This is a genomic window from Chamaesiphon sp. VAR_48_metabat_135_sub (assembly GCF_031418915.1).
GTDB lineage: Bacteria > Cyanobacteriota > Cyanobacteriia > Cyanobacteriales > Chamaesiphonaceae > Chamaesiphon.
On the sequence record NZ_JANOJV010000186.1, the window covers coordinates 32,324 to 52,453 of the forward strand.

The 20,130-nt window shown below is 43.0% G+C and carries 14 protein-coding genes and 3 pseudogenes; 15 read left to right on the forward strand and 2 right to left on the reverse strand.

All coding sequences use genetic code 11. The annotated features are described in order from the left end of the window. Positions 1 to 37: 37 nt before the first annotated feature. Positions 38 to 382 carry a hypothetical protein gene (locus RMO55_RS13685; protein WP_310427335.1) on the reverse strand — a complete coding sequence of 115 codons (345 nt, stop codon included), beginning with the start codon at positions 380 to 382 and terminating at the stop codon, positions 38 to 40. Positions 383 to 548: 166 nt separating this feature from the next. Here RMO55_RS13685 and pyrE point away from each other — a divergent pair, with 166 nt between their 5' ends. The 9 genes from pyrE to RMO55_RS13730 all read left to right on the forward strand — a co-directional run bounded on the left by pyrE (position 549) and on the right by RMO55_RS13730 (position 12,917). Then, positions 549 to 1,160: an orotate phosphoribosyltransferase gene (gene pyrE, locus RMO55_RS13690; protein ID WP_310427336.1), complete on the forward strand. Its 612-nt coding sequence runs from the start codon at positions 549 to 551 to the stop codon at positions 1,158 to 1,160. A 209-nt stretch (positions 1,161 to 1,369) separates the two neighbouring features. Beyond that, a complete protein-coding gene (locus RMO55_RS13695; RefSeq protein ID WP_310427338.1) occupies positions 1,370 to 3,190 on the forward strand; it encodes an acyltransferase family protein in 1,821 nt (606 codons plus the stop codon). Between the two features lie 7 nt (positions 3,191 to 3,197). Then, positions 3,198 to 3,989 (forward strand): peroxiredoxin-like family protein, encoded by a 792-nt coding sequence (locus RMO55_RS13700; RefSeq protein ID WP_310427339.1) that lies wholly within the window; start codon positions 3,198 to 3,200, stop codon positions 3,987 to 3,989. A gap of 135 nt (positions 3,990 to 4,124) precedes the next feature. Then, complete coding sequence (locus RMO55_RS13705) at positions 4,125 to 4,841, forward strand: DcrB-related protein (protein WP_310427341.1); 717 nt, start codon at positions 4,125 to 4,127, stop codon at positions 4,839 to 4,841. A 160-nt stretch (positions 4,842 to 5,001) separates the two neighbouring features. After that, a complete protein-coding gene (locus RMO55_RS13710; RefSeq protein WP_310427343.1) occupies positions 5,002 to 5,850 on the forward strand; it encodes a M48 family metallopeptidase in 849 nt (282 codons plus the stop codon). Between the two features lie 149 nt (positions 5,851 to 5,999). Continuing rightward, entirely contained in the window at positions 6,000 to 6,458 is a 459-nt protein-coding gene (gene rplI / locus RMO55_RS13715; RefSeq protein WP_310427345.1) for a 50S ribosomal protein L9, read from the forward strand. Between the two features lie 264 nt (positions 6,459 to 6,722). Beyond that, a complete protein-coding gene (locus RMO55_RS13720; RefSeq protein WP_310427346.1) occupies positions 6,723 to 10,865 on the forward strand; it encodes a replicative DNA helicase in 4,143 nt (1,380 codons plus the stop codon). A gap of 106 nt (positions 10,866 to 10,971) precedes the next feature. After that, complete coding sequence (gene folP / locus RMO55_RS13725; RefSeq protein WP_310427347.1) at positions 10,972 to 11,823, forward strand: dihydropteroate synthase; 852 nt, start codon at positions 10,972 to 10,974, stop codon at positions 11,821 to 11,823. Positions 11,824 to 11,990: 167 nt separating this feature from the next. Beyond that, positions 11,991 to 12,917, forward strand: coding sequence for a bifunctional riboflavin kinase/FAD synthetase (locus RMO55_RS13730; protein ID WP_310427349.1), 927 nt, complete (start codon positions 11,991 to 11,993; stop codon positions 12,915 to 12,917). Positions 12,918 to 13,104: 187 nt separating this feature from the next. Here the strand turns inward: RMO55_RS13730 and RMO55_RS13735 are convergent, their stop codons facing one another. Further along, on the reverse strand, positions 13,105 to 14,091 hold the full coding sequence (locus tag RMO55_RS13735) for an ABC transporter ATP-binding protein (protein WP_310427350.1): 987 nt from the start codon (positions 14,089 to 14,091) through the stop codon (positions 13,105 to 13,107). Positions 14,092 to 14,253: 162 nt separating this feature from the next. On the opposite strand from RMO55_RS13735, the gene ruvB reads away from it, so the two are divergent. The 6 genes and pseudogenes from ruvB to RMO55_RS13765 all read left to right on the forward strand — a co-directional run. Continuing rightward, positions 14,254 to 15,405 carry a Holliday junction branch migration DNA helicase RuvB gene (ruvB, locus tag RMO55_RS13740; protein WP_310427351.1) on the forward strand — a complete coding sequence of 384 codons (1,152 nt, stop codon included), beginning with the start codon at positions 14,254 to 14,256 and terminating at the stop codon, positions 15,403 to 15,405. 155 nt (positions 15,406 to 15,560) lie between these two features. Continuing rightward, a pseudogene (locus RMO55_RS13745) lies at positions 15,561 to 15,872 on the forward strand (serine/threonine protein kinase); the annotation flags it as partial. A gap of 161 nt (positions 15,873 to 16,033) precedes the next feature. After that, complete coding sequence (locus RMO55_RS13750) at positions 16,034 to 16,729, forward strand: IS5 family transposase (protein WP_396134307.1); 696 nt, start codon at positions 16,034 to 16,036, stop codon at positions 16,727 to 16,729. Next, positions 16,710 to 17,429, forward strand: a pseudogene (locus RMO55_RS13755) (RNA-guided endonuclease InsQ/TnpB family protein); the annotation flags it as partial. The gene RMO55_RS13750 and the pseudogene RMO55_RS13755, both read left to right, overlap by 20 nt. Before the next feature lie 593 nt (positions 17,430 to 18,022). Then, on the forward strand, positions 18,023 to 19,828 hold the full coding sequence (gene ltrA / locus RMO55_RS13760; protein WP_310427356.1) for a group II intron reverse transcriptase/maturase: 1,806 nt from the start codon (positions 18,023 to 18,025) through the stop codon (positions 19,826 to 19,828). A gap of 56 nt (positions 19,829 to 19,884) precedes the next feature. Further along, positions 19,885 to 20,130, forward strand: a pseudogene (locus tag RMO55_RS13765) (AAA family ATPase); the annotation flags it as partial.

A 20,130-nucleotide genomic window follows, 5' to 3' on the forward strand; every position in this document is an offset into this window, starting at 1 on the left:
CCGACACCCTCATCTCAACAATTTAAAGATTCGCTCTTTAATTTTTAGGAGGACTGCTTAAGAGAGAGCTATTAAATGGATTAGGTAAATCTCTGGTAATAACAGGTTCGCTACCACGTTGACGGATTGCGTCTTTATAGATTTTGTCTACAGACTGAGTATCAGCGAGAGCTTCATGATCGGGATAGCTCAAACCAAAGAATAGTACTGCTTGACGATCGATTCCAGTGTTGCGATAGATATCGCCAGACTTGTTAAATAAAGCCTTGGTAATTGTATCACCGATCGCGTCGGGAGCTGATTGAGCCTGCGCTTGGGTTGCAAAACAACTAGTCATTGCTACGACTACTGCTACAAAACCGATAGCATTCAATTTTATCATGAGTTTAACCTCTATATCACTTGTTTACATTATTCAACCGATCGATGACTAAATCAGGAACATTAGAGAGTTGAAAGTTGAAAGTGGATGGTGGATAGTGGATGGTGAAGAAAAAGTTTCACATCTTACTCTCCCCAACACCTCCACACCCCTACTCTCCTAAATTATGAAGTCATCTGTTGGCAATATTCCCTACTCAACGATCGATCTAACTACTTTGCGCCAACATTTACTAGATTTGCTCTGTAAGTTGGCTTATAAGGAAGGAGATTTCGTCTTATCTTCTGGTCAAAAAAGTACTTACTATATCAATGGTAAACAAGTAACCCTGCATCCTGAAGGTGCTGTAGCCACTGCGCGCATCTTGCTATCGATGCTACCCGCCGATACCGATGCGGTAGCTGGATTGACACTCGGTGCAGATCCGATCGTGTCGGGCGTAAGTGTGGTATCTGTCTATGAAGGTAAATCTATTCCCGCATTAATTATTCGCAAAGAAGCTAAAGGACATGGTACCCAAGCTTATATCGAAGGAGCAACCCTCAAACCAGGTGCGAAGGTAGTCGTTTTAGAAGATGTGGTGACAACCGGACAATCGGCAATGAAAGCCGTAGAAAGGCTCAGAACTGCCGGTTATAGTGTCGATCGAGTGCTAACATTAGTCGATCGAGAACAAGGTGGTGCCCAATTCTACGCTGCTCAGGGATTGCAGTTTGAGACGATATTTACCATCCGAGATTTACAGGCTAGATATCGAGAGCTGTCATTACCTATGTAGTTAAATCGAGCATAGCGGAATCAGGGTAGGGGTAATTAAAGAATAATGGCCTCTATCCTAAATTTTAGGGGATTGCAGCTAGTACTCGGCGGCGTAAATAACATTACTATTTGGGGCAAAGGGGGGATTTGAATCCCCATCGATCCAAATGGGTACCCTAATTTTGAGTAGCAATCGATCGTTAGCTATAAATTTCTAGGAGTAGTTTCATGTCTCTATTTGAATATCGCCCTTATATTGACGGGTTACGCGCGATTGCAGTCAGCTCTGTTTTGCTGTTTCATTTTCACAAAAATCTACTCCCTGGGGGATTTGTCGGCGTTGATGTCTTTTTCGTTATTTCAGGATATTTAATCGCCTCGATTATTATTGGCGAGTGCGAAAATGGTCAGTTTAGCTTTTTGCGGTTTTACCAACGGCGCATTTCCCGCATATTTCCAGCCTTTTTTCTAGTATCGCTCGTCACATTAATTGCAGCATCCTGTTTATACACATCCCAGGATTTTGCTTCTGCTGGGGCGGTGATGATGGCAGCAGCCTTATCTGTAGCCAATCTCAAGTTGATGCTCCAGGGAAATTATTTCGAGTTATCACCCGATGCTCAACCTTTGCTCCATTTTTGGTCCCTATCGCTTGAGGAGCAATTTTACTTTGTATTTCCGTTAATTGTTTATCTGGCATTTCGGCTGAAAGTGACACGCCACAACCTGGCGTTTATCCTGATTGCGCTCGCTGCAATGAGTTTTGTCGGTTGCATTGCCCTCACTACCAAAAATCCCACCTGGGCATTTTATTTATTACCGACAAGAGCTTGGGAACTGCTGGCGGGATGTATACTAGCAACCTATCGTCCAGAGCAACGCAGCGGAAATCCACGTTTGGAAGGGATACTCTCAAATCTGGGATTGCTATCGATCTTTATTTCTGTTGTGGCGATTAATGAAGGGATGCCATTTCCAGGGTTTGTCGCAGCACTACCTGTATTTGGCACCGTTTTGTTTCTGGGCTACTCCAAAAATAGGCAAAGTATCGCCGAACGATGGTTGTCCCATCCATCCCTGGTGCTAGTCGGAAAAATGTCATATTCTTTATATCTATGGCATTGGCCGATCTTTTGCTTTGTTGATTATGCTCTGTACACGAGATCGTTTATCATTCGATCGATCTTAAAAATCTGCCTAACTCTTGTTTTTTCGGTCGTGTCATATCGTTGGTTCGAGAACCCTATTCGATCGTATCTAAATAAACCTAAACAACGAGTTTTCAATTTCGCGATTTTTGCAATTGGCGCGATCTCCTTTGTCGCAATTGGATTTTTAATTAGTAGTAATAACTATATCAATGCCAGTTTCGATAAAGTCAAAGACGGTGGTGTCGCTTTTAACTCAACCTCGTCCAAGCCAGTAGTCGTATTGATGGGAGACAGTCAAGGATCGATGTATGGACGAACCGTCAAAGAAATTGCTGATGAAATGGGTTTAAGAACTCATGTGCTTAGTGTTGCAGCCGGAGATCCACTGCCTAACGCACAATTATACGAGGATTCGTTGTTATTCATCAACCGTAATAACCCAGAAATTACGATTTTTGCGGCTGATTGGGCGAAAAAAATTGGTAACAATAGAAAGCGATTTGAAATAGCATTATCTGCGCTACTCGAAAAGTCGCAGCACGTAATTGTGATAGCACAACCACCAGCTTTACCCAAATATGCATCGCGACAGCATATTCGTGAGTCTGGTCAACAGCCGATTTTTGAAGATGTTAAATCTTCGCAGCTTCGCAAAGAGACAAATACATTTTTGCTTTCACATCGCAATCGTCGAGTGCATGTTTTAGATATTAATTCTCTATTTGAAAAACCAGATGGATCGATCCGGTTCACAGGTTCCCAAGGTCAGCAGATTTATAACGATGCTGGGCATCTTGCTGGTTATGGCAGTAACATGGCTAAACAGCTAATTGTGAGTGAGATTTCCCAAATCCTGGCATTGCCATCGGATCGGGGTAAGGTAACTGCATCCAAATAACTAGACAATGAATATTTACACCATCTTCCAGCAAACAAATCTTCAGCGCGTTAGCGATGGGGAGATCGTACCGATGATCAGTGGGTGTGAGACAGCTAGGCGGCTGCTAGTCATCGTTTGTCCGCAATTAGGTGATTTTGATAGTCTCGAATATGCTTGGTGGCTCCAACGGGAACGTGGGCAACTGGAATCTATGGGTGTCGCCGTGCGAATGGTGGGCATTGGCGATCGATCTGCTGGCAAAAAGTTCTGTGAATTTACGGAATTCCCCGCCGAATATTTATTTGTTGATGCTCATGCCGAGCTACATTCTCAGCTCGATCTTTATGCTGGTTTATCACTCAAACTACCCAGCTTTTCAGCAACCCAAAATGCTTGGGTTAACCTCATCTTAATGTGTGCGGGGATTGGCAGTCCTGGCACTCTGCGCGAGGTATTTCGCGGATATAGAGGCGATCGATCTGCGCCACAATTAATTGCCGATGAAGAGATTATTAATGCCAAACCATTACCACCAATCGCCGGATCTTTTTTTAAATTAGCAGGTGGGAGTGGTTTTCAAAGACCATTTGAATTGGCAACATTGAGACTCCGAAATATGGCAGAGGTGCTGGGTAATTGGCAAACTTATGTACCCGATCCCACTTACCTCACCCAGCGGGGTGGTACCTTCTTATTTGACAATCGAGAGGTGCTATTATACGAACATCGCGATCGCGGTATTCTGGGGTTTGCTGCCAATATGAACCAACCGCTCTCATTTCTGGACTCAAATCTATCCCGCACTGAAGTTAGTTAGCGAAGAACGTATGTGCTCGCGGAGATGTTTGCATGACGATCTAGAACACACCCAATTAGGTAAGTAAGAATTACAATTCGATCGAAACAGTAGCTTTTCGCGCTGTTACGACTTCACACTTACGAGGCACCTCCAATGCGTTTTATTCACTCTGGAATTAGTTTCACAATCGCACTATGTGGACTGAGTGCTAACAATCTGACTGCTATTGCGGCACCATCACCAGCGGCTCTCCAGATTCAGGCTCCAAGTTCTAGCCTAGTAATGCTCCAAGAAAGCAAAAATCCCACGAGCGAAAAAACAGTCATTGAAGGTAATGGGGTGGGATTTACAGTACCCGCAGGATTTAAAGGTGGACTACCTTCTAGTGCCGATACTAAAGCTATTACCTCCGAAGCTGCGAAGATGTTTCCATCGATGGCTTCGATGATGCAGGCTTTCGATAACGATCCTGGATTTTTCAGGGCAATTGCCATTAATACTGCCAAAGAAGGGAATCCCGATCTCGTTCTCGTCACCCGTTTACCGATTCCCGCAAATGTGCCATTGTCATATATCCAGGAGATGATGACGAAATTGATGCCCTCAATGCTCCCACCTCAGTTTAAGCTAGTCAGTACCAAAACCGTCACTATTGGCTCGCGCCAAATTGTCCAGTTGACAGTAGATGCGAATATTCAAGGCTCCAAAATTAAGGAATCGATCGGGTTGTTTAAGCAAGGAGATGAGGTATTTCAAGTAACTTATGTATATGCTCAGGAGAATTCTCAACAAGCTATTCCCATCTTCGAGCAAATAATTAATACTTTTCAAGCTACCCCCAAAGCACCAGTTCCCAGCCAACCAATCTAGAATAACTCGTAACTACTCTCTTTCCATCGAGAATCGTTTACGCTTCCCTAACTTCTAAGGCAACATAGATCGCCAAACTGCCGTCAGTAATAGTGATAGTTGTTAAAATTAATTTAGCTATCATTGCTCCGACTCACATCACTCATTAGGGAAAAGATTTATGTTCGCTAGAGTAGTTTCACTCAGACAGTGGTTGCAACGACGGTGGTTATATCCCTGCATCTCTATACTTACAATCGGTTTTGTCACTGTGAGTCAACCACAGATCGGGCAAGCTGCTGAATGGTGGCAATTACTGATTCAAGGTGCCCAAATCGTGCAGTTGTCTAATATGTCCGATGCACAAGAAGCTAGTTTAGGCTTGCAGACTAATCAATCTTTACTGAGTGGCAAAGTTCAAGTCTCTCAGAATCAAGCTGTTAATAGTTATATCGATCGAATCGGTCAAAAATTAGCCAGAAATAGTGCCAGACCAAATATTAGATATACCTTCCAAGTTGTCGAAGACGATGCGATCAATGCGTTCGCGACGATGGGTGGATTTGTCTATATCAATACTGGTACGATTAAAGCCGCAGACAATGAAGCCCAGTTAGCTGGCGTAATTGGTCATGAAATTGGCCATATTACTGGTCGCCATGCAGTCCAACATCTCAAGCAAGCAGCGATTACCCAAGGGATTAGTTCCTTAGCCGGGGTCGATCGAGATACATACGTCCAGATGGCGGTACAATTAGCTTTGACACTTCCAAATAGCCGTCAAGATGAATATGATGCCGATCGACGTGGCTTGACAACGATGATTCGGACTGGTTATGCACCCACTGCGATGCCTGAGTTTATGAAGAAACTCATGCGAGGTAATTCGGCTCCAGAATTCCTTAGCAGTCACCCAGCGGTGAGCGAACGAGTGAATAATCTCCAAAAGATGATTTCTCCAGCTTATAAAAGTCGGACTGAGGGCTTAAATGCTAATACTTACAAACAAAATTTACGCAGTTTCTTTTAGCAGCAGTCAGCTCATTCCGCTGGGATTTTTAAATTTGGAATTGCCAGATCTTGCAGATAACTACTGACAAGGGCTAATCTTGTATGGTAAAATTATAGGTTTGTGGCACTATCTCAAATATAGCTTAGAAAGCTTAAATAGAAATTTATATGGCAAAGCGCATACAGTTAGTTTTAACCCAAGATGTTCGTAAATTGGGCAAAAATGGCGATTTAGTTGAAGTAGCACCTGGTTATGCTCGGAACTATCTCCTCCCCCAAAAAATTGCTGCAAATGTCACTCCTGGCATCCTCAAGCAAGCCGAAAAGCGTCGCGAAGTCGAACGTCTCCGCTTACTCGCATTGAAAGAAGTCGCTCAAACTCAAAAAGCAGCAATTGAGAAAGTTGGTAAATTCTCGATTTCCAAGCAGGTTGGTGAAAACGATGCAATTTTTGGTACTGTCACCACCGCTGAAGTCGCCGAAGTCATCAAAGCAGTTACTGGACAAGAAATTGATAAACGCGACATCACTATCCCAGATGTAGCTAAAATCGGTACCTACAGAGCTGAACTCAAGCTTCACCCTGAAGTTGTCGTCACTGTCGAGATCGAAGTCGTCTCTAAGTAATTTTAGCTTCTATCGACTGAATCAGGCTGCACCCGCAGCCTATTTTTATATCTAACATATTTTTAGTACGCTAGTGCTACCAGTAGCTGGCCGTAGCAGTAGGGTGTGTTGGCGATAGCGTAACGCACCATTATTAGTGAAGCCTCAATCCAACCGACTGGAAAAAGATTTGTCTTTAAACATTTCTGGCAAGATGGGCGGGTTTAAATTAAATCTTTAGCTTCGTTCGAGTCAATAGTATAAACCCGCCCCTACAGATATTACATGTCAGATACACCTAGCTTTCGATCGACAAGTCTGATTCCTCCCCAGAATATTGAGGTTGAGGAAGCCATTCTAGGGGGTATCTTACTAGATCCAGAGGCGATCGGACGGGTAGCCGAAAAACTAGTTCCAGAAGCCTTTTATATTCCCACTCATACAGATATTTATAAAGCAGCCTTAGCTCTAAATGCTCAAGGTAAGCCAACAGATTTACTAACTATTACCGACTGGTTGATCGACCAAAATCAACTCGATAAAATTGGCGGACAGGCGAAATTAATTCAATTATTAGAAAGAACGGTTAGTGCTGTAAATATCGATTCCCTCGCTGTACTTGTGATGGATAAATATATCCGGCGCGAACTAATTAAAGCAGGTACAGAAGTCACTCAATTGGGCTACGCAGCCGATCGACCCCTGGAAATTGTTCTGGATGAGTCGGAACAACAAATTCTGAATTTGACCCAGGCTAGACCCAAGCAAGGGTTAACTCCGATTAAAGAAATTATTAAGACCACCTATCAAGATATTCAAGATCGTCACGATCAACTTATCCCACCTGGATTGACAAGCGATTTTAGCGATTTAGATGGAATGACAGGCGGATTTCAACGATCGGATCTAATTATTATAGCTGGTCGTCCGTCAATGGGGAAATGTCTGGCTTATGATTCCCAAATCGTGCTAGCTGATGGATCGATCTCGACCATCGAACAATTATATCATCAGCAACAAGCAGAGATTTTAACTCTCAATAATAACTGGCAATTTAGTCTGACTAAACCATCTGCATATGTTGATGATGGTGTTAAACCAGTGTTCAAAGTTACGACGAGGTTGGGTAGATCGATCGAAACCACAATTACCCATCCTTATTTAACATTAGACGGTTGGCAACCATTATCAGCATTACAAGTAGGGGATAAAATAGCTATTCCTAGAATAATCCCTGTATTTGGCAAAGAATTAATTCGAGAGTGTGAGGTTAAACTATTAGGCTATCTGATTGGTGATGGCTGTTTGACTCAAAGCAGAGTTATTTTTACTAATATTAATCCACTTATCCAAGCAGACTTTACGGCTGCTGCGATAGAATTTGGCGATCTTAAAGTTCGAGTAGAAACATCAAATGGAACTCGTGCGGCAAGTTTATTCGTTACAGCCAATTTAGAACAATCTCAAATCAATCGACAACAATTTGGAGTAAGACTAAAACAGCTTTTAGAAATTAGGAGCAAAATTTCAGACAGACAACTTGCTCAGGAAATTGGAGTTAGTCCATCTTTACTTTATCAATGGCAAACAGGAATTTCTGCTCCTACGCCAGAAATGTTAAACCGATTATGCGAACAACTGAAAATAGATCCCACTGAATTAGTCGAACCAGATCTAGATATTAGTTCTGATAATAGTTTGCTGTGTTGGCTCAGATCGATTGGTTTAGCAGAGCAGACAGCGCATCATAAATTTGTACCCGATTTTATCTTTACACTTAAAAAATCGTTAGTAGCATTATTTATCAATCGTTTATTTGCTACAGATGGTTGGGCTTCGGTACTTACCAGTGGACAAGCACAGCTAGGATTTACTTCTGTTAGTGAGAAATTAGCACGCCAAGTTCAACATCTATTATTAAGATTTGGGATTATAACTCAACTCAGATATAGATGCGTCAAGTATAAACAAGAGCGACATGATGCTTGGCAATTAGATCTTACAGATGCTCGCTCGATTTTTACATTTATTACAGAGATTGGGATATTTGGCAAAGAAACGGCAATAGCACAAGTTCGAGAAGTATTATTAACTAAAAAATATCAAACTAATCGAGATCTAATCCCGATATCAGTTTGGCAAAATCTTAATATTGCGAGAGGAAATGAAAGTTGGCAATCAGTAGCTACCTGTACAGGTATTGCGGGTACATCTAATATTCATGTTGCTAAAAGAGCACCAACACGAGATAGATTGCTACAATTAGCAACTGCTGTTAACTATTCAGATCTCAAAGATTTAGCAACTAGTCAAGTATACTGGGATGAGATTGTCTCGATCGAATATACTGGTGAAAAGCAAGTATACGATCTAACTATTCCTGGTACTCACAACTTTGTTGCTAACGATATCTGTGTTCATAATACTGCGATCAGTTTGAATATTGCCTATAATATGGCAAAACTCCATCAACTCCCAGTATTAGTATTTAGCTTGGAAATGTCCAAGGATCAATTGGTACAAAGATTGATTGCTAGCGAGGCGGGAGTAGATAGCAATCGCTTACGTGCTGGGCGAATTAGTCCGAATGAATGGGACTCTGTATATAAAGCAGTAGACAGAATTTCTGAGCTACCAATTTATATCGATGACAATGCCAGTATGATGCTGATGGAGATGCGAAGTCAAGCACGAAAATTGCAAGCCGAGCATGGTGGAACGTTGGGATTAATTATGATTGATTACCTACAATTGATGGAAGGTAGCAGTGATAATCGCGTGCAAGAAATATCGAAAATTACCCGTGGTTTAAAAGGATTAGCACGGGAATTACAGGTACCATTGATTGCTTTGTCGCAATTAAGTCGAGGTGTAGAAGCCAGAAATAATAAGCGTCCAATGATGTCAGATTTGAGAGAGTCAGGTTGTTTAACTGGCGATACCTTAATTACCCTAGCTGACACTGGTATTCAGATTCCTATTCGCGATTTAGTTGATAAATCTAATTTTGCGGTATGGGCACTAGATGAAACAACGATGCAACTTGAACGAGCAGTTGTCAGCCATGCTTTTGCGACTGGAGTTAAGCCAGTATGGAAATTACAAACACAGTCAGGTAGAACAATTAGAGCAACCGCTAATCATCAATTTCTAACTATTCACGGTTGGAAGAGATTAGATGAATTAACAATTGATGACAGACTAGCAGTACCTAGAAAAAATCTTTGTCCCAACTTAGAACAATCGATGAAGGATGGGGAACTCGCTTTGTTAGGGCACTTAATTGGTGATGGATGCACTTTACCCCGCCATAGTATTCAATATACGACTAGAGAGCCAGATTTAGCTCAAATAGTAGCAAACTTAGCAACGGAAATATTTGGAGATCGGATTATTCCAAGAATTCAACAGGAACGAGATTGGTATCAGGTATATCTAAGTGCAGGATTCCGGCTAACGCACAATGTTAGAAATCCTATTGCTCAATGGCTAGATAGTCTAAGTGTCTTTGGACTACGTTCCCATGAAAAATTTGTACCAGATCGAGTTTTTTCTCAGCCTCAAGCTGCGATTAGTTTGTTTATACGCCATTTGTGGAGTACGGATGGTTGTATTTACATCAATAAAGATTACTTGAATAGTAAAGAGACTAATCAAAATATTTACCCTGCGATTTATTATTCATCCAGTAGTTATAGATTAGCCGCTAATGTACAATCTCTTCTGTTGAGATTAGAAATTAATGCTACGTTACGCACAGTTCCTCAGACGAGTACAGGCAGAAATCAATATCATGTATCTGTGAGTGGCAAGCATGACATGGAAAGATTTATTACTTTGGTAGGTGCTGTCGGGGAGTACAAGCGAAAATCTCTTTCTCAAATTGCTGATTATCTCAGCAACAAAACAGCAATTACTAATCGCGATATCATCCCTCATGATTTTTGGCGAATGTATGCTGTGCCTGCAATGAAGGAATCTGGATTGACTAATAGAGAATTTCAATTACAGTTAGGGAATAATTATTGCGGGACTAGTTTGTACAAACATAATGTTAGCCGTGAACGAGCATCAAAAATAGCTACTATTACTAAATCGATCGAAATCGAAAAGCTAGCTAATAGCGATGTTTATTGGGATAAGATTGTGGCGATTGCTCCTGATGGCGAATCGGATGTGTACGATCTGACGGTACCGCAATTTCACAATTTCATTGCTAATAATATCATCGCGCACAACTCGATCGAACAGGATGCAGATTTAATTATGATGCTTTATCGTGATGCTTATTATAATCCCGATACACCCGATCGAGATATTACAGAATTAATTATTACTAAGCATCGAAATGGCCCAACTGGAGTAGTAAAATTAGTCTTCGATCCGGCTTTGACTAAGTTCAAGAATTTGGCACGCCCGATGAATTAGCACGGATCGAAACCAAACTAACACGTCAACACCTTAGAAATGTTGGCTTTCATTCTTCAACCCAACCTACCGTAGAAAGATTTATCCCTCAATTAGAATCGAAACAGTGAGCAAATTATTAACTATTAGTGGTAAAAGTTTTGACTGGGGTAGTCGAACGTATATTATGGGCGTGTTGAATGTCACGCCTGATAGTTTTAGCGATGGGGGACAATTTCAGGCGGTGAATGCGGCGATCGATCGAGCTGCCAAAATGGTAATCTCAGGTGTAGATATCATCGATATTGGTGGGGAATCTACGAAGCCAGGGGCGATACCTGTAGATATAGAGACGGAATTGGCGCGGGTGATTCCAGTAATTAACGCAATTCGTCAGCATCCTGAAGTTCGGGATATCCCCATCTCGATCGATACCACTAAATCAGTCGTTGCTCAAGCAGCGATTGCGGCTGGTGCGGATATTGTCAATGATGTGTCGGGTGGTGAAGCTGACAGTCGGATGTTTGCGACTGTCGCAAAATTGGGCGTACCCTATATCATGATGCACATGCGCGGTACGCCAATGACGATGCAACAGATGACTGAGTATGGGGATGTGGTTGGAGAGATTATCGCTTTTTTTGAGACGCAGATCGATCGAGCCATCAAGTCAGGAATCAGTCGATCCGATATTATCATCGATCCAGGGATTGGGTTTTCAAAAACCTACGACCAGAATATCGCATTAATCCGTCAGCTCGACAAATTTCAGATCCTCGATCTGCCCCTATTAGTCGGTGTATCGCGTAAAAGCTTCATTGGTAAGGTTTTGAGTCAACCAAACCCCGAACGACGGTTGTGGGGCACAGCAGCCGCTTGCTGTGCATCAATTGCGGGCGGTACAGACATCCTGCGGGTTCATGATGTTGCGGAAATGGTGGATGTGAGTAGAGTGGCGGATGTAATGTTTAGATCTTAGATTTGGATGAGTAAATTTCTAGTGATGTGGGGGAAAGGGGTTGGTGATATTCGCTTCGTTCGAGTACCGCCAACGACTAAAGTCGCTGATTAACAGGATTGGTATTAATCGAGCGAATCGATCGATAATTAAAGATATGGACACAACCAGGTATATAGACAACAATTGTGCAGATTGACTCATCGCTTGCGAATATATTGACTCCGACGGCGATTGCGCTGGGTAACTTTGACGGGATTCATCGGGGTCATTTGGAGGTGATTCGACCTGTATTAGAATGGGATAATGCTGATGTTTATAAAACAGTGGTGACGTTCGATCCGCATCCCCAGCAATATTTTACCGAACAACAACGACAATTACTTACGCCCCATCAAGAGCGGGAAATAATTTTAGAACAGTTGGGGATTCAACAACTGATTTTATTACCATTCGATCGAGACTTGGTGAAATTATCGCCCCAGGAATTTGTCGATCGAATTCTATCGCAACAATTACAAGCTAAATTTATTAGTGTGGGTGAGGATTTTCGGTTTGGCAATCAGCGTGCGGGGAATGCTACCGATTTAGTAACGCTGACGGCGGCGGCTGGAATACCGACAAGGATTGCACCGCTAGAAATGGATGGTGATAGTCGGATTAGTAGTTCGCGGATTCGGGCGGCGTTATTGGCGGCGGATTTGATACTGACACAAGAATTATTAGGACGATATTACTCGATCGTCGGTACGGTCGTAAATGGTCAAGAAATCGGTCGATCGATCGGCTTTCCAACTGCTAATCTCAAGTATCCGCCCGAAAAGTTTCTGCCGCGTCAGGGTGTCTATTGCGTGCGGGTAGATACACCCGCAGCTAAACAATTACCAGGGGTGATGAATATCGGAAAACGTCCGACAGTAGACGGGGTAAATACCACTGTAGAAGTTCATTTACTCGATTGGGAAGGAAATCTCTATGGTCAACAATTAACAGTTTACCTCCATCACTTCCTGCGATCGGAACAAAAATTCCCATCCCTGGCTGCGCTCACCAATCGAATTCAAGCCGACTGTGATACTGCTAGAGTATTTTTTCAGCTTAATCATCCCAGTTAGATCGAATTTTAGGTGTTTTTCGGCCTTGACAGCTAGTGAGGACAGAAACCCAAATTCTTTGAACAGTCGGGTTTCTAGCAGTAAAAGTAAAAATGCTCAGATTAAGGCTCTGAGCCAAGATCTCTGATATGTTGTTGAGACTGTCCCCACCAGCTTGACAATTCTATCGGTAGCAACTTGTACTAAATTAGCTACTCGATCTAATCCCTCGGAGTTCCATTTGTTCCATAAAGAATTCTTCTAGCGATGCACGTCCTTGTCTAAGCGAGAGCAATTCGGCATCTAATAACTGCAGTGTGGCCATAAATTCTTGAGGTTCGCCCTGCATTTGTCCAGACCAAACATCATCATGATAAGTGATATTTTTCATCCACCGATCGAGTACTTCTCGATTACCACCGCGTCCAGAAACATAGTAATATTTATCGTCATTTGTCAGTAGTTCGCCTAAGGTCCCACAGCAAATGAGTTCGCCTTGGGCTAAGATACCCACTCGATTACAAATTTGTTCTACTTCAGTCAGCACGTGACTATTAAAGAAGACAGTTTTACCTGCATCACCCAGAGAGATGATGATCTCGCGCATCTGTTTTCGCCCCAATGGATCGAGTCCAGACATGGGTTCGTCGAGAAATACGAGTTCTGGGTCATTAATTAAAGCTTGCGCCATGCCAACCCGTTGTACCATCCCTTTCGAGTACTGACGAAGTTGCTTTTTCTGCGCGGCAGATCGAGCTAAACCGACTAAATCTAATAATGCCGGAATCCGGTGTTTTTGGATCGATTTAGGGATTTCAAATAATCCAGCGGTGTATTCTAATAATTCCCAACCAGTGAGAAAATCATAGAAGTAGGGATTTTCTGGTAAATAACCAATTTTTTGTTTGGTCGATCGATCTCCCAACGGTTTACCGAGCAAGAATCCTTTACCACCAGTAGGTTTGACGATGCCTAATAGTGTCTTGAGTAGAGTAGTTTTTCCCGCACCATTTAAACCCAACAATCCAAAGGTTTCACCCTGGTAAACTTGCAATGTACATTCTTTTAATGATTCCACCTTGCGATCGAGCCAAAACCCAGTGCGGTATACTTTACGTAATCGATCAGTTTCGATCGCTGCTTCGATCGAGTAGGTTTCGGTCGATCGATCCGATCTTTGAGTGGTTACAGTCATAATTATCAGAATCGGGGTTAGAGTGTTGAAGGGATAGAAGTGCAGGCGAACTATCCTACTCTGTTTGCTTCTATCTGTTATCTGCTAGTTTAGCAGGCTGTTTTACCATCCGCTTTGCAACATAGGGACAATCCAAAATCGTAAATCCAAAATCGACGTGAAATGGCAATTATCTCTTCTAAACAGCCAGCCTCCGATGCCGAACAACCACCACAGACTCGGCAGCAAAGTACACCCAAACAGCCAGCTAGCCCCAAACAGTTAACTGATGTAGCTGCTGTTGATTCGGAGCTATTGCAAGCTGACATCACCAACTCCGAAGAAAAGATCCAGGAAGAAACCCTCAGACCTAGTAGTATCACCGAATATATCGGTCAAAAAGATCTTAAGGGCGTGCTCGATATTGCCATCCAAGCGGCAAAAGTCCGTCAAGAATCACTCGATCATCTGCTATTATATGGCCCACCTGGATTGGGAAAGACTACCATGTCCCTGATTTTGGCGACGGAAATGGGCGTAAATTGTAAGATTACGGCGGCTCCAGCACTGGAACGTCCCCGCGATATCGTCGGCATTTTGATGAGCTTACAACCTGGAGATATTTTATTTATCGATGAGATCCATCGCCTACCTCGGATGACGGAAGAAATTCTCTATCCCGCGATGGAAGACTTCCGACTGGATATTACGTTGGGGAAGGGTGCAACAGCCAAAATTCGGAGTATTCCCCTACCGAGATTTACCCTAGTGGGCGCGACAACCAAGGTCGGTTCGTTGACATCGCCATTACGCGATCGATTTGGACTGGTGCAGAAGTTAAGATTTTATGAGGTGGATGAACTAACTCTCATTGTCCAACGGACGGCGGAAATTCTGAAAACAGTGGTAACTCCAGCAGGTGCGGCAGAAATTGCCAGACGAGCCAGAGGAACGCCACGGATTGCCAATCGGTTATTAAAACGGGTGCGAGATTACGCTCAGGTAAAAGGACATACCCAAATCGATGGTGAGATCGCGAGTGCGGCAATGGAGATTTATAATGTAGATCCACTCGGATTAGATTGGGTCGATCGATTGTTACTGACAACAATGGCAGAACAGTTTAATGGTGGCCCAGTGGGATTAGAAGCTTTAGCAGCATCTACAGGCGAAGATCGTCACACGATCGAAGAAGTATACGAGCCTTATCTATTACAAATTGGCTATCTTCAACGGACTCCACGCGGAAGAGTTGTAACGGCGGCTGCGCGAAAGCATTTGGGTTTGAAAGGGGGAAATGATCATAGCGAACAGTTATCTTTATTAGATCGGTAAAAGATCGTGGATACCGTAATTGATGTCCCCGTCGCCTCCTTTCTGACGATTTTGCTGAGTAAATGCTAGGAGATCGATACTTATTATTCTTTGCTGGGCACAATATCTATACATGTGGTAGTAAGTATGGAGATTGGCTGAGTTTACCAATCTTGGAAGATCTAAAAATCCAAAATACCAATATTTTAGAAGGGACGCTAGCATATATTTCTCCAGAGCAAACCGGACGGATGAATCGCGGGATTGACTATCGTAGTGATTTTTATTCTTTGGGAGTGACATTTTATCAATTATTGACAGGAAGATTACCATTCTATTCGACAGATTCGTTAGAATTGATCTACTGCCACTTGGCAAAACAACCAATTTCAGCCGATCTAGTAAATATAGATATTCCGCTTGCCCTGGCGCAAATTGTTGGCAAACTGATGGCTAAAAATGCTGAGAATCGCTATCAGAATGCCTTAGAGGATGTTTGGAAAGTATAAATAGAGACCAGTAAAAAAAGCTTCCTAGAATTGTTAGGCTGGATAAAATTCAAAATCTAGACAGCCATCGAGGAAGCCATGACTCCAGCCTACACTACGGAACTAACAGTAGAACAGTATGAGTTGCTTTGCTTTCACTATTGCCGCCGGAAATTAAGACAGGTAGACCGCGCACAGTGAATATGATGTTGGTGATTCAGGGGATTCTATATGTTTTGGTGAGTAGCTGCGCTTGGCGATTAATGCCAAAAGAGTATCCACCTTCGTCAACTGTTTACTACTACTTTAGTAAATGGAGCAAAGACGGAACGAGGACGCGAGTTCACGACCATTTAGTAGGATGGGTGAGAGTAGCAGAAGACCGAAATCCTAGCCCTAGCGTTGCTAGCCTAGATTCACAAACAGTTCCAACCGCAGTAATGGTGAGTGATTCAGTTGGCTATGATGCGGGAAAGAAAACCAAGGGGCGAAAACGCTTCACGATGGTAGATACATTAGGATTACTGTTGATAGTGAAAGTAGTTGCAGCAGATGTTCCGGAGCGAGAGGGTGCAAAACAATTGCTCACGAAGATGAACGAAGAACGTCACCGAGTTCCTCGGTTAACTCGGATCTGGTTTGATGGTGGTTTCTCTGGTCCAGATTTCTTGCACTGGGTGATGGATATTTGTCACTGGATTGCGGAGTCTTTCCGGTCGGGTTCCCCGACCATGGAAAAGACCCAAGCAGTTGATGTGGTCTTGCGGCCTAATGGCAGCAAAGGTTTTGTCCTGCTACCTAAACGCTGGACAGTTGAAAGAACTTACGGTTGTCAACACCAGAGTCTCTGGTGTTGACGTGGGTATGAGATATCTGGCAGTAGAAACAGATTTACAAAATAAGTCTAAATTCTACTCAGGGAAAGACGCTAGGCATAAAGCTAACCGCTATCATAAAGCACGGATGACTCTTCAGCGTAAAGGCACTCGGCAGGCAAAGCGGAGACTAATCGCTTTGTCTGGAAGAGAAAGACGGTTTATCGTTGATGTGAACCACCAAATCAGCAAGGATATTGCAAAGCCTAACAGCCTAATCGGACTAGAAAACCTGACCGGAATACGGGATAGAACTAGAACCAAATCGGGCAAAAAGGCAAGTAAGAAGAGGCGTAGGGCTAATCGAAACAAGGCTAAATGGTCGTTTGCCGAATTGCATGGCTATATCGACTATAAGGCTAATCTAAATGGTTCGTTAGCAACTAAAGTTCCCGCTCATTACACATCGAAAAGTTGTCATAAATGTGGACACACATCAGATGCCAATAGACCTAATAAAGGGCTGTTGTTCCGCTGCGAATGTTGCGGTCATGAGTTACACGCTGATTTGGTTGGTGCGCGAAATATTGCAATGAGAGCGTTGCTAGTTCGGCAAGACTGGACTAGTACGGGTACCTTGTCAGTGTGCCCTAATGTGTCAGACAGTGAAACCAAAACTGAGATCCTGTCTAGGTTTTCAGGACTGCGGTGGAGTCTAGATACAAGCGTGCGATTCGTTTAATCTAAATACATCTGCATTAACAGATAGTAGGGACGATTAGCTAGTTTCACGTAGTTGACATCGACAAAACGAAACTAGACAACTTCATATTGATGGGGGTGAAAGTCCCTCCCCTGTGGACACTCAGGTGGCAGCATTTCCCCTACGGTAGCGACTAGCCATCAATCCGTAAAGCGGGGATAAAAGCCCCTCTAACTACTAGCCTAAAGCGGTTACGGGCAAGCAAGTACCCATGTTGACGAACAGGAACCCTATTAAATCATCGTCACTACGGAAACCAGCGAAATAAGGCTAACTGTCTCTTCGAGACTAAACGCTGGAGCCAAAAGGCAAAGGATAAAGGATGAGCATCTGCTTGTATGACTCATCAGTGTCTCAAACAAACCCGGTGAAGTTAGGGCAACTAAAGGTACAACCAATCAGTATGCGGAACGAATTAACCCCATGTATGCTCTCAGGTATATCTTGAGTAGGTGCTAACCGTATGTGTCATGGGAAAGGATTGTGTAAGAAGCTAACGCCCAGAGTAATGTCTGGAATACGCCGACGTACACACTATTGTATGAACTGTAAAGCTACCAAGTAGAGTCAATATGTCTAATACAGATTCAGTTGTAGAACCGAATACTGTGGAATGGAATAAACTGAACTGGAAGAAAATCCAAAAAAGTGTATTCAAGCTCCAAAAGCGGATTTACAAAGCATCCCTAAGTGGCGACACGAAGGAAGTCCGAAAATTGCAAAAAACGATGACGCGCTCATGGAACGCCAAACTGTTGGCTACGCGACAAGTGACTCAGGACAATACAGGTAAGAAAACGGCAGGAATAGATGGGGTTAAATCCGTCTCACCTAATAACCGCTCTCAAATAGCACAACAGCTAAACCTTAATCAACGTCCATTGCCAGCCCGCAGAATCTATATTCCAAAGCCAGGTAAAGACGAAAAACGTCCTCTGTCAATACCAGCTATGCGTGACCGTGCCTTGCAAGCACTGGTAAAATTTGCACTTGAACCGGAATGGGAAGCTCGATTCGAGCCTAACAGTTACGGTTTTCGTCCTGGTCGTTCCGCCCACGATGCGATAGCGACTATTTATAACAGCATCAAACAAAAAGACAAATATGTCCTAGATGCTGATATATCAAAGTGTTTCGACCGCATCGACCACAGCTACCTAATTAATAAATTAGGAACCTATCCTACACTGGCAAGATTAATTAAATCATGGCTAAAAGCAGGATGGGTATTCAAAGGAGTCAAAGAAGAAAGCACCGAAGGAACTCCCCAAGGTGGCGTAATCAGTCCTCTATTAGCAAATGTGGCACTTCATGGCATGGAGAATAGATTGAAGCAATATGCAGAAAGTCTAAAAATCAAAGGTCGGAGCAAAAGCAGCAATCGAGATTCACTCACGTTTGTAAGATATGCAGATGACTTTGTGGTACTCCATGAAAATCAAGATGTGGTTTCTCAATCAAAAGAGATAATAACAGACTGGTTAAAAGAAGTGGGATTAGAGCTAAGTGAAGCAAAAACCCGAATCAGCCACACACTGAACCCTACTGGTAATAATAAAACTGGATTTGAATTCCTCGGATTCAATATCAGACAGTACCAAATGGGGACTCACCAGACTGGCAAAAATCCTCACGGGATTAAACTGGGTTTCAAAACACTTATCAAACCATCAACTAAAAAGATAATCGAACACTACAAGAAAATAGCAGACATCATCACACAACATAATGCAGCACCTCAAAAGGCTCTTATTATGAAATTAAACCCAATTATCAGGGGTTGGGCTAACTATTATTCAGCAGTAGTAAGTAAAGAAATCTATGGGAAAATCGACCAATTAATCTGGTTGCGATTAAAAAGATGGTGTCAGCGTCGTCACCGAAATAAAAACGCCACATGGTCACTAAAAAAATACTTTAAGACCATCGGCAATAGAAACTGGGTGTTCAGTGAAGGCGATACCGCGCTCACATCCCACACGGAAACCATCATCATCAGACACGTTAAAGTAAAAGGCTCTGCCTCACCTTTTAATGGAGACGATACTTATTGGGCTTCCAGACTGGGCAAACATCCCGAACTGCCAACCAGAATAGTAATACTTCTGAAGAAGCAGAAAGGAAAATGCAATCAATGTGGATTAACCTTCAGAGACGGCGAACAATTGGAAGTAGACCATATTATCCCCAAAACAAAAGGGGGTAAAGACTACTACTCAAATCTCCAATTACTACACCGTCACTGCCATGATGTCAAAACTGCCAACGATGGTAGTGGATGTACCCATGAAAAGGGTCGTACCGTAGAGGAGCCGTGTGAGGTGAAAGTCTCACGCACGGTTCTGAAGACGAGCGGTTCTCGCGAGGGAATCGCTTAGTTTAACCCCCATCATAGCGGTACTCCGCTTGATGGTGGGTAATTGACTTAAATACAACCAGTCGGATCGAAGAATTTGCTTTGGCTTCGCGGGATACGATCGACAGATTTTTAATTCCAGAACGACTCTATGGTCGAGCAGAGGAAGTAAGCACACTACTGACTGCATTCGATCGGGTTAGCACTGGCAAGACTGAAATGATGCTAGTTGCTGGCTATTCTGGTATTGGTAAAACAGCCGTTATTCAAGAAGTTTACAAGCCGATTTTCCGTCAGCGCGGCTATTTTGTCAAGGGTAAGTAC

Bases quoted from the DNA above. Each gene is read 5' to 3' on its own strand.
- RMO55_RS13685 (WP_310427335.1), bottom strand. From the start codon at position 382: ATGATAAAATTGAATGCTATCGGTTTTGTAGCAGTAGTCGTAGCAATG.
- pyrE (WP_310427336.1), top strand. From the start codon at position 549: ATGAAGTCATCTGTTGGCAATATTCCCTACTCAACGATCGATCTAACT.
- RMO55_RS13695 (WP_310427338.1), top strand. From the start codon at position 1,370: ATGTCTCTATTTGAATATCGCCCTTATATTGACGGGTTACGCGCGATT.
- RMO55_RS13700 (WP_310427339.1), top strand. From the start codon at position 3,198: ATGAATATTTACACCATCTTCCAGCAAACAAATCTTCAGCGCGTTAGC.
- RMO55_RS13705 (WP_310427341.1), top strand. From the start codon at position 4,125: ATGCGTTTTATTCACTCTGGAATTAGTTTCACAATCGCACTATGTGGA.
- RMO55_RS13710 (WP_310427343.1), top strand. From the start codon at position 5,002: ATGTTCGCTAGAGTAGTTTCACTCAGACAGTGGTTGCAACGACGGTGG.
- rplI (WP_310427345.1), top strand. From the start codon at position 6,000: ATGGCAAAGCGCATACAGTTAGTTTTAACCCAAGATGTTCGTAAATTG.
- RMO55_RS13720 (WP_310427346.1), top strand. From the start codon at position 6,723: ATGTCAGATACACCTAGCTTTCGATCGACAAGTCTGATTCCTCCCCAG.
- RMO55_RS13735 (WP_310427350.1), bottom strand. From the start codon at position 14,091: ATGACTGTAACCACTCAAAGATCGGATCGATCGACCGAAACCTACTCG.
- ruvB (WP_310427351.1), top strand. From the start codon at position 14,254: ATGGCAATTATCTCTTCTAAACAGCCAGCCTCCGATGCCGAACAACCA.
- ltrA (WP_310427356.1), top strand. From the start codon at position 18,023: ATGTCTAATACAGATTCAGTTGTAGAACCGAATACTGTGGAATGGAAT.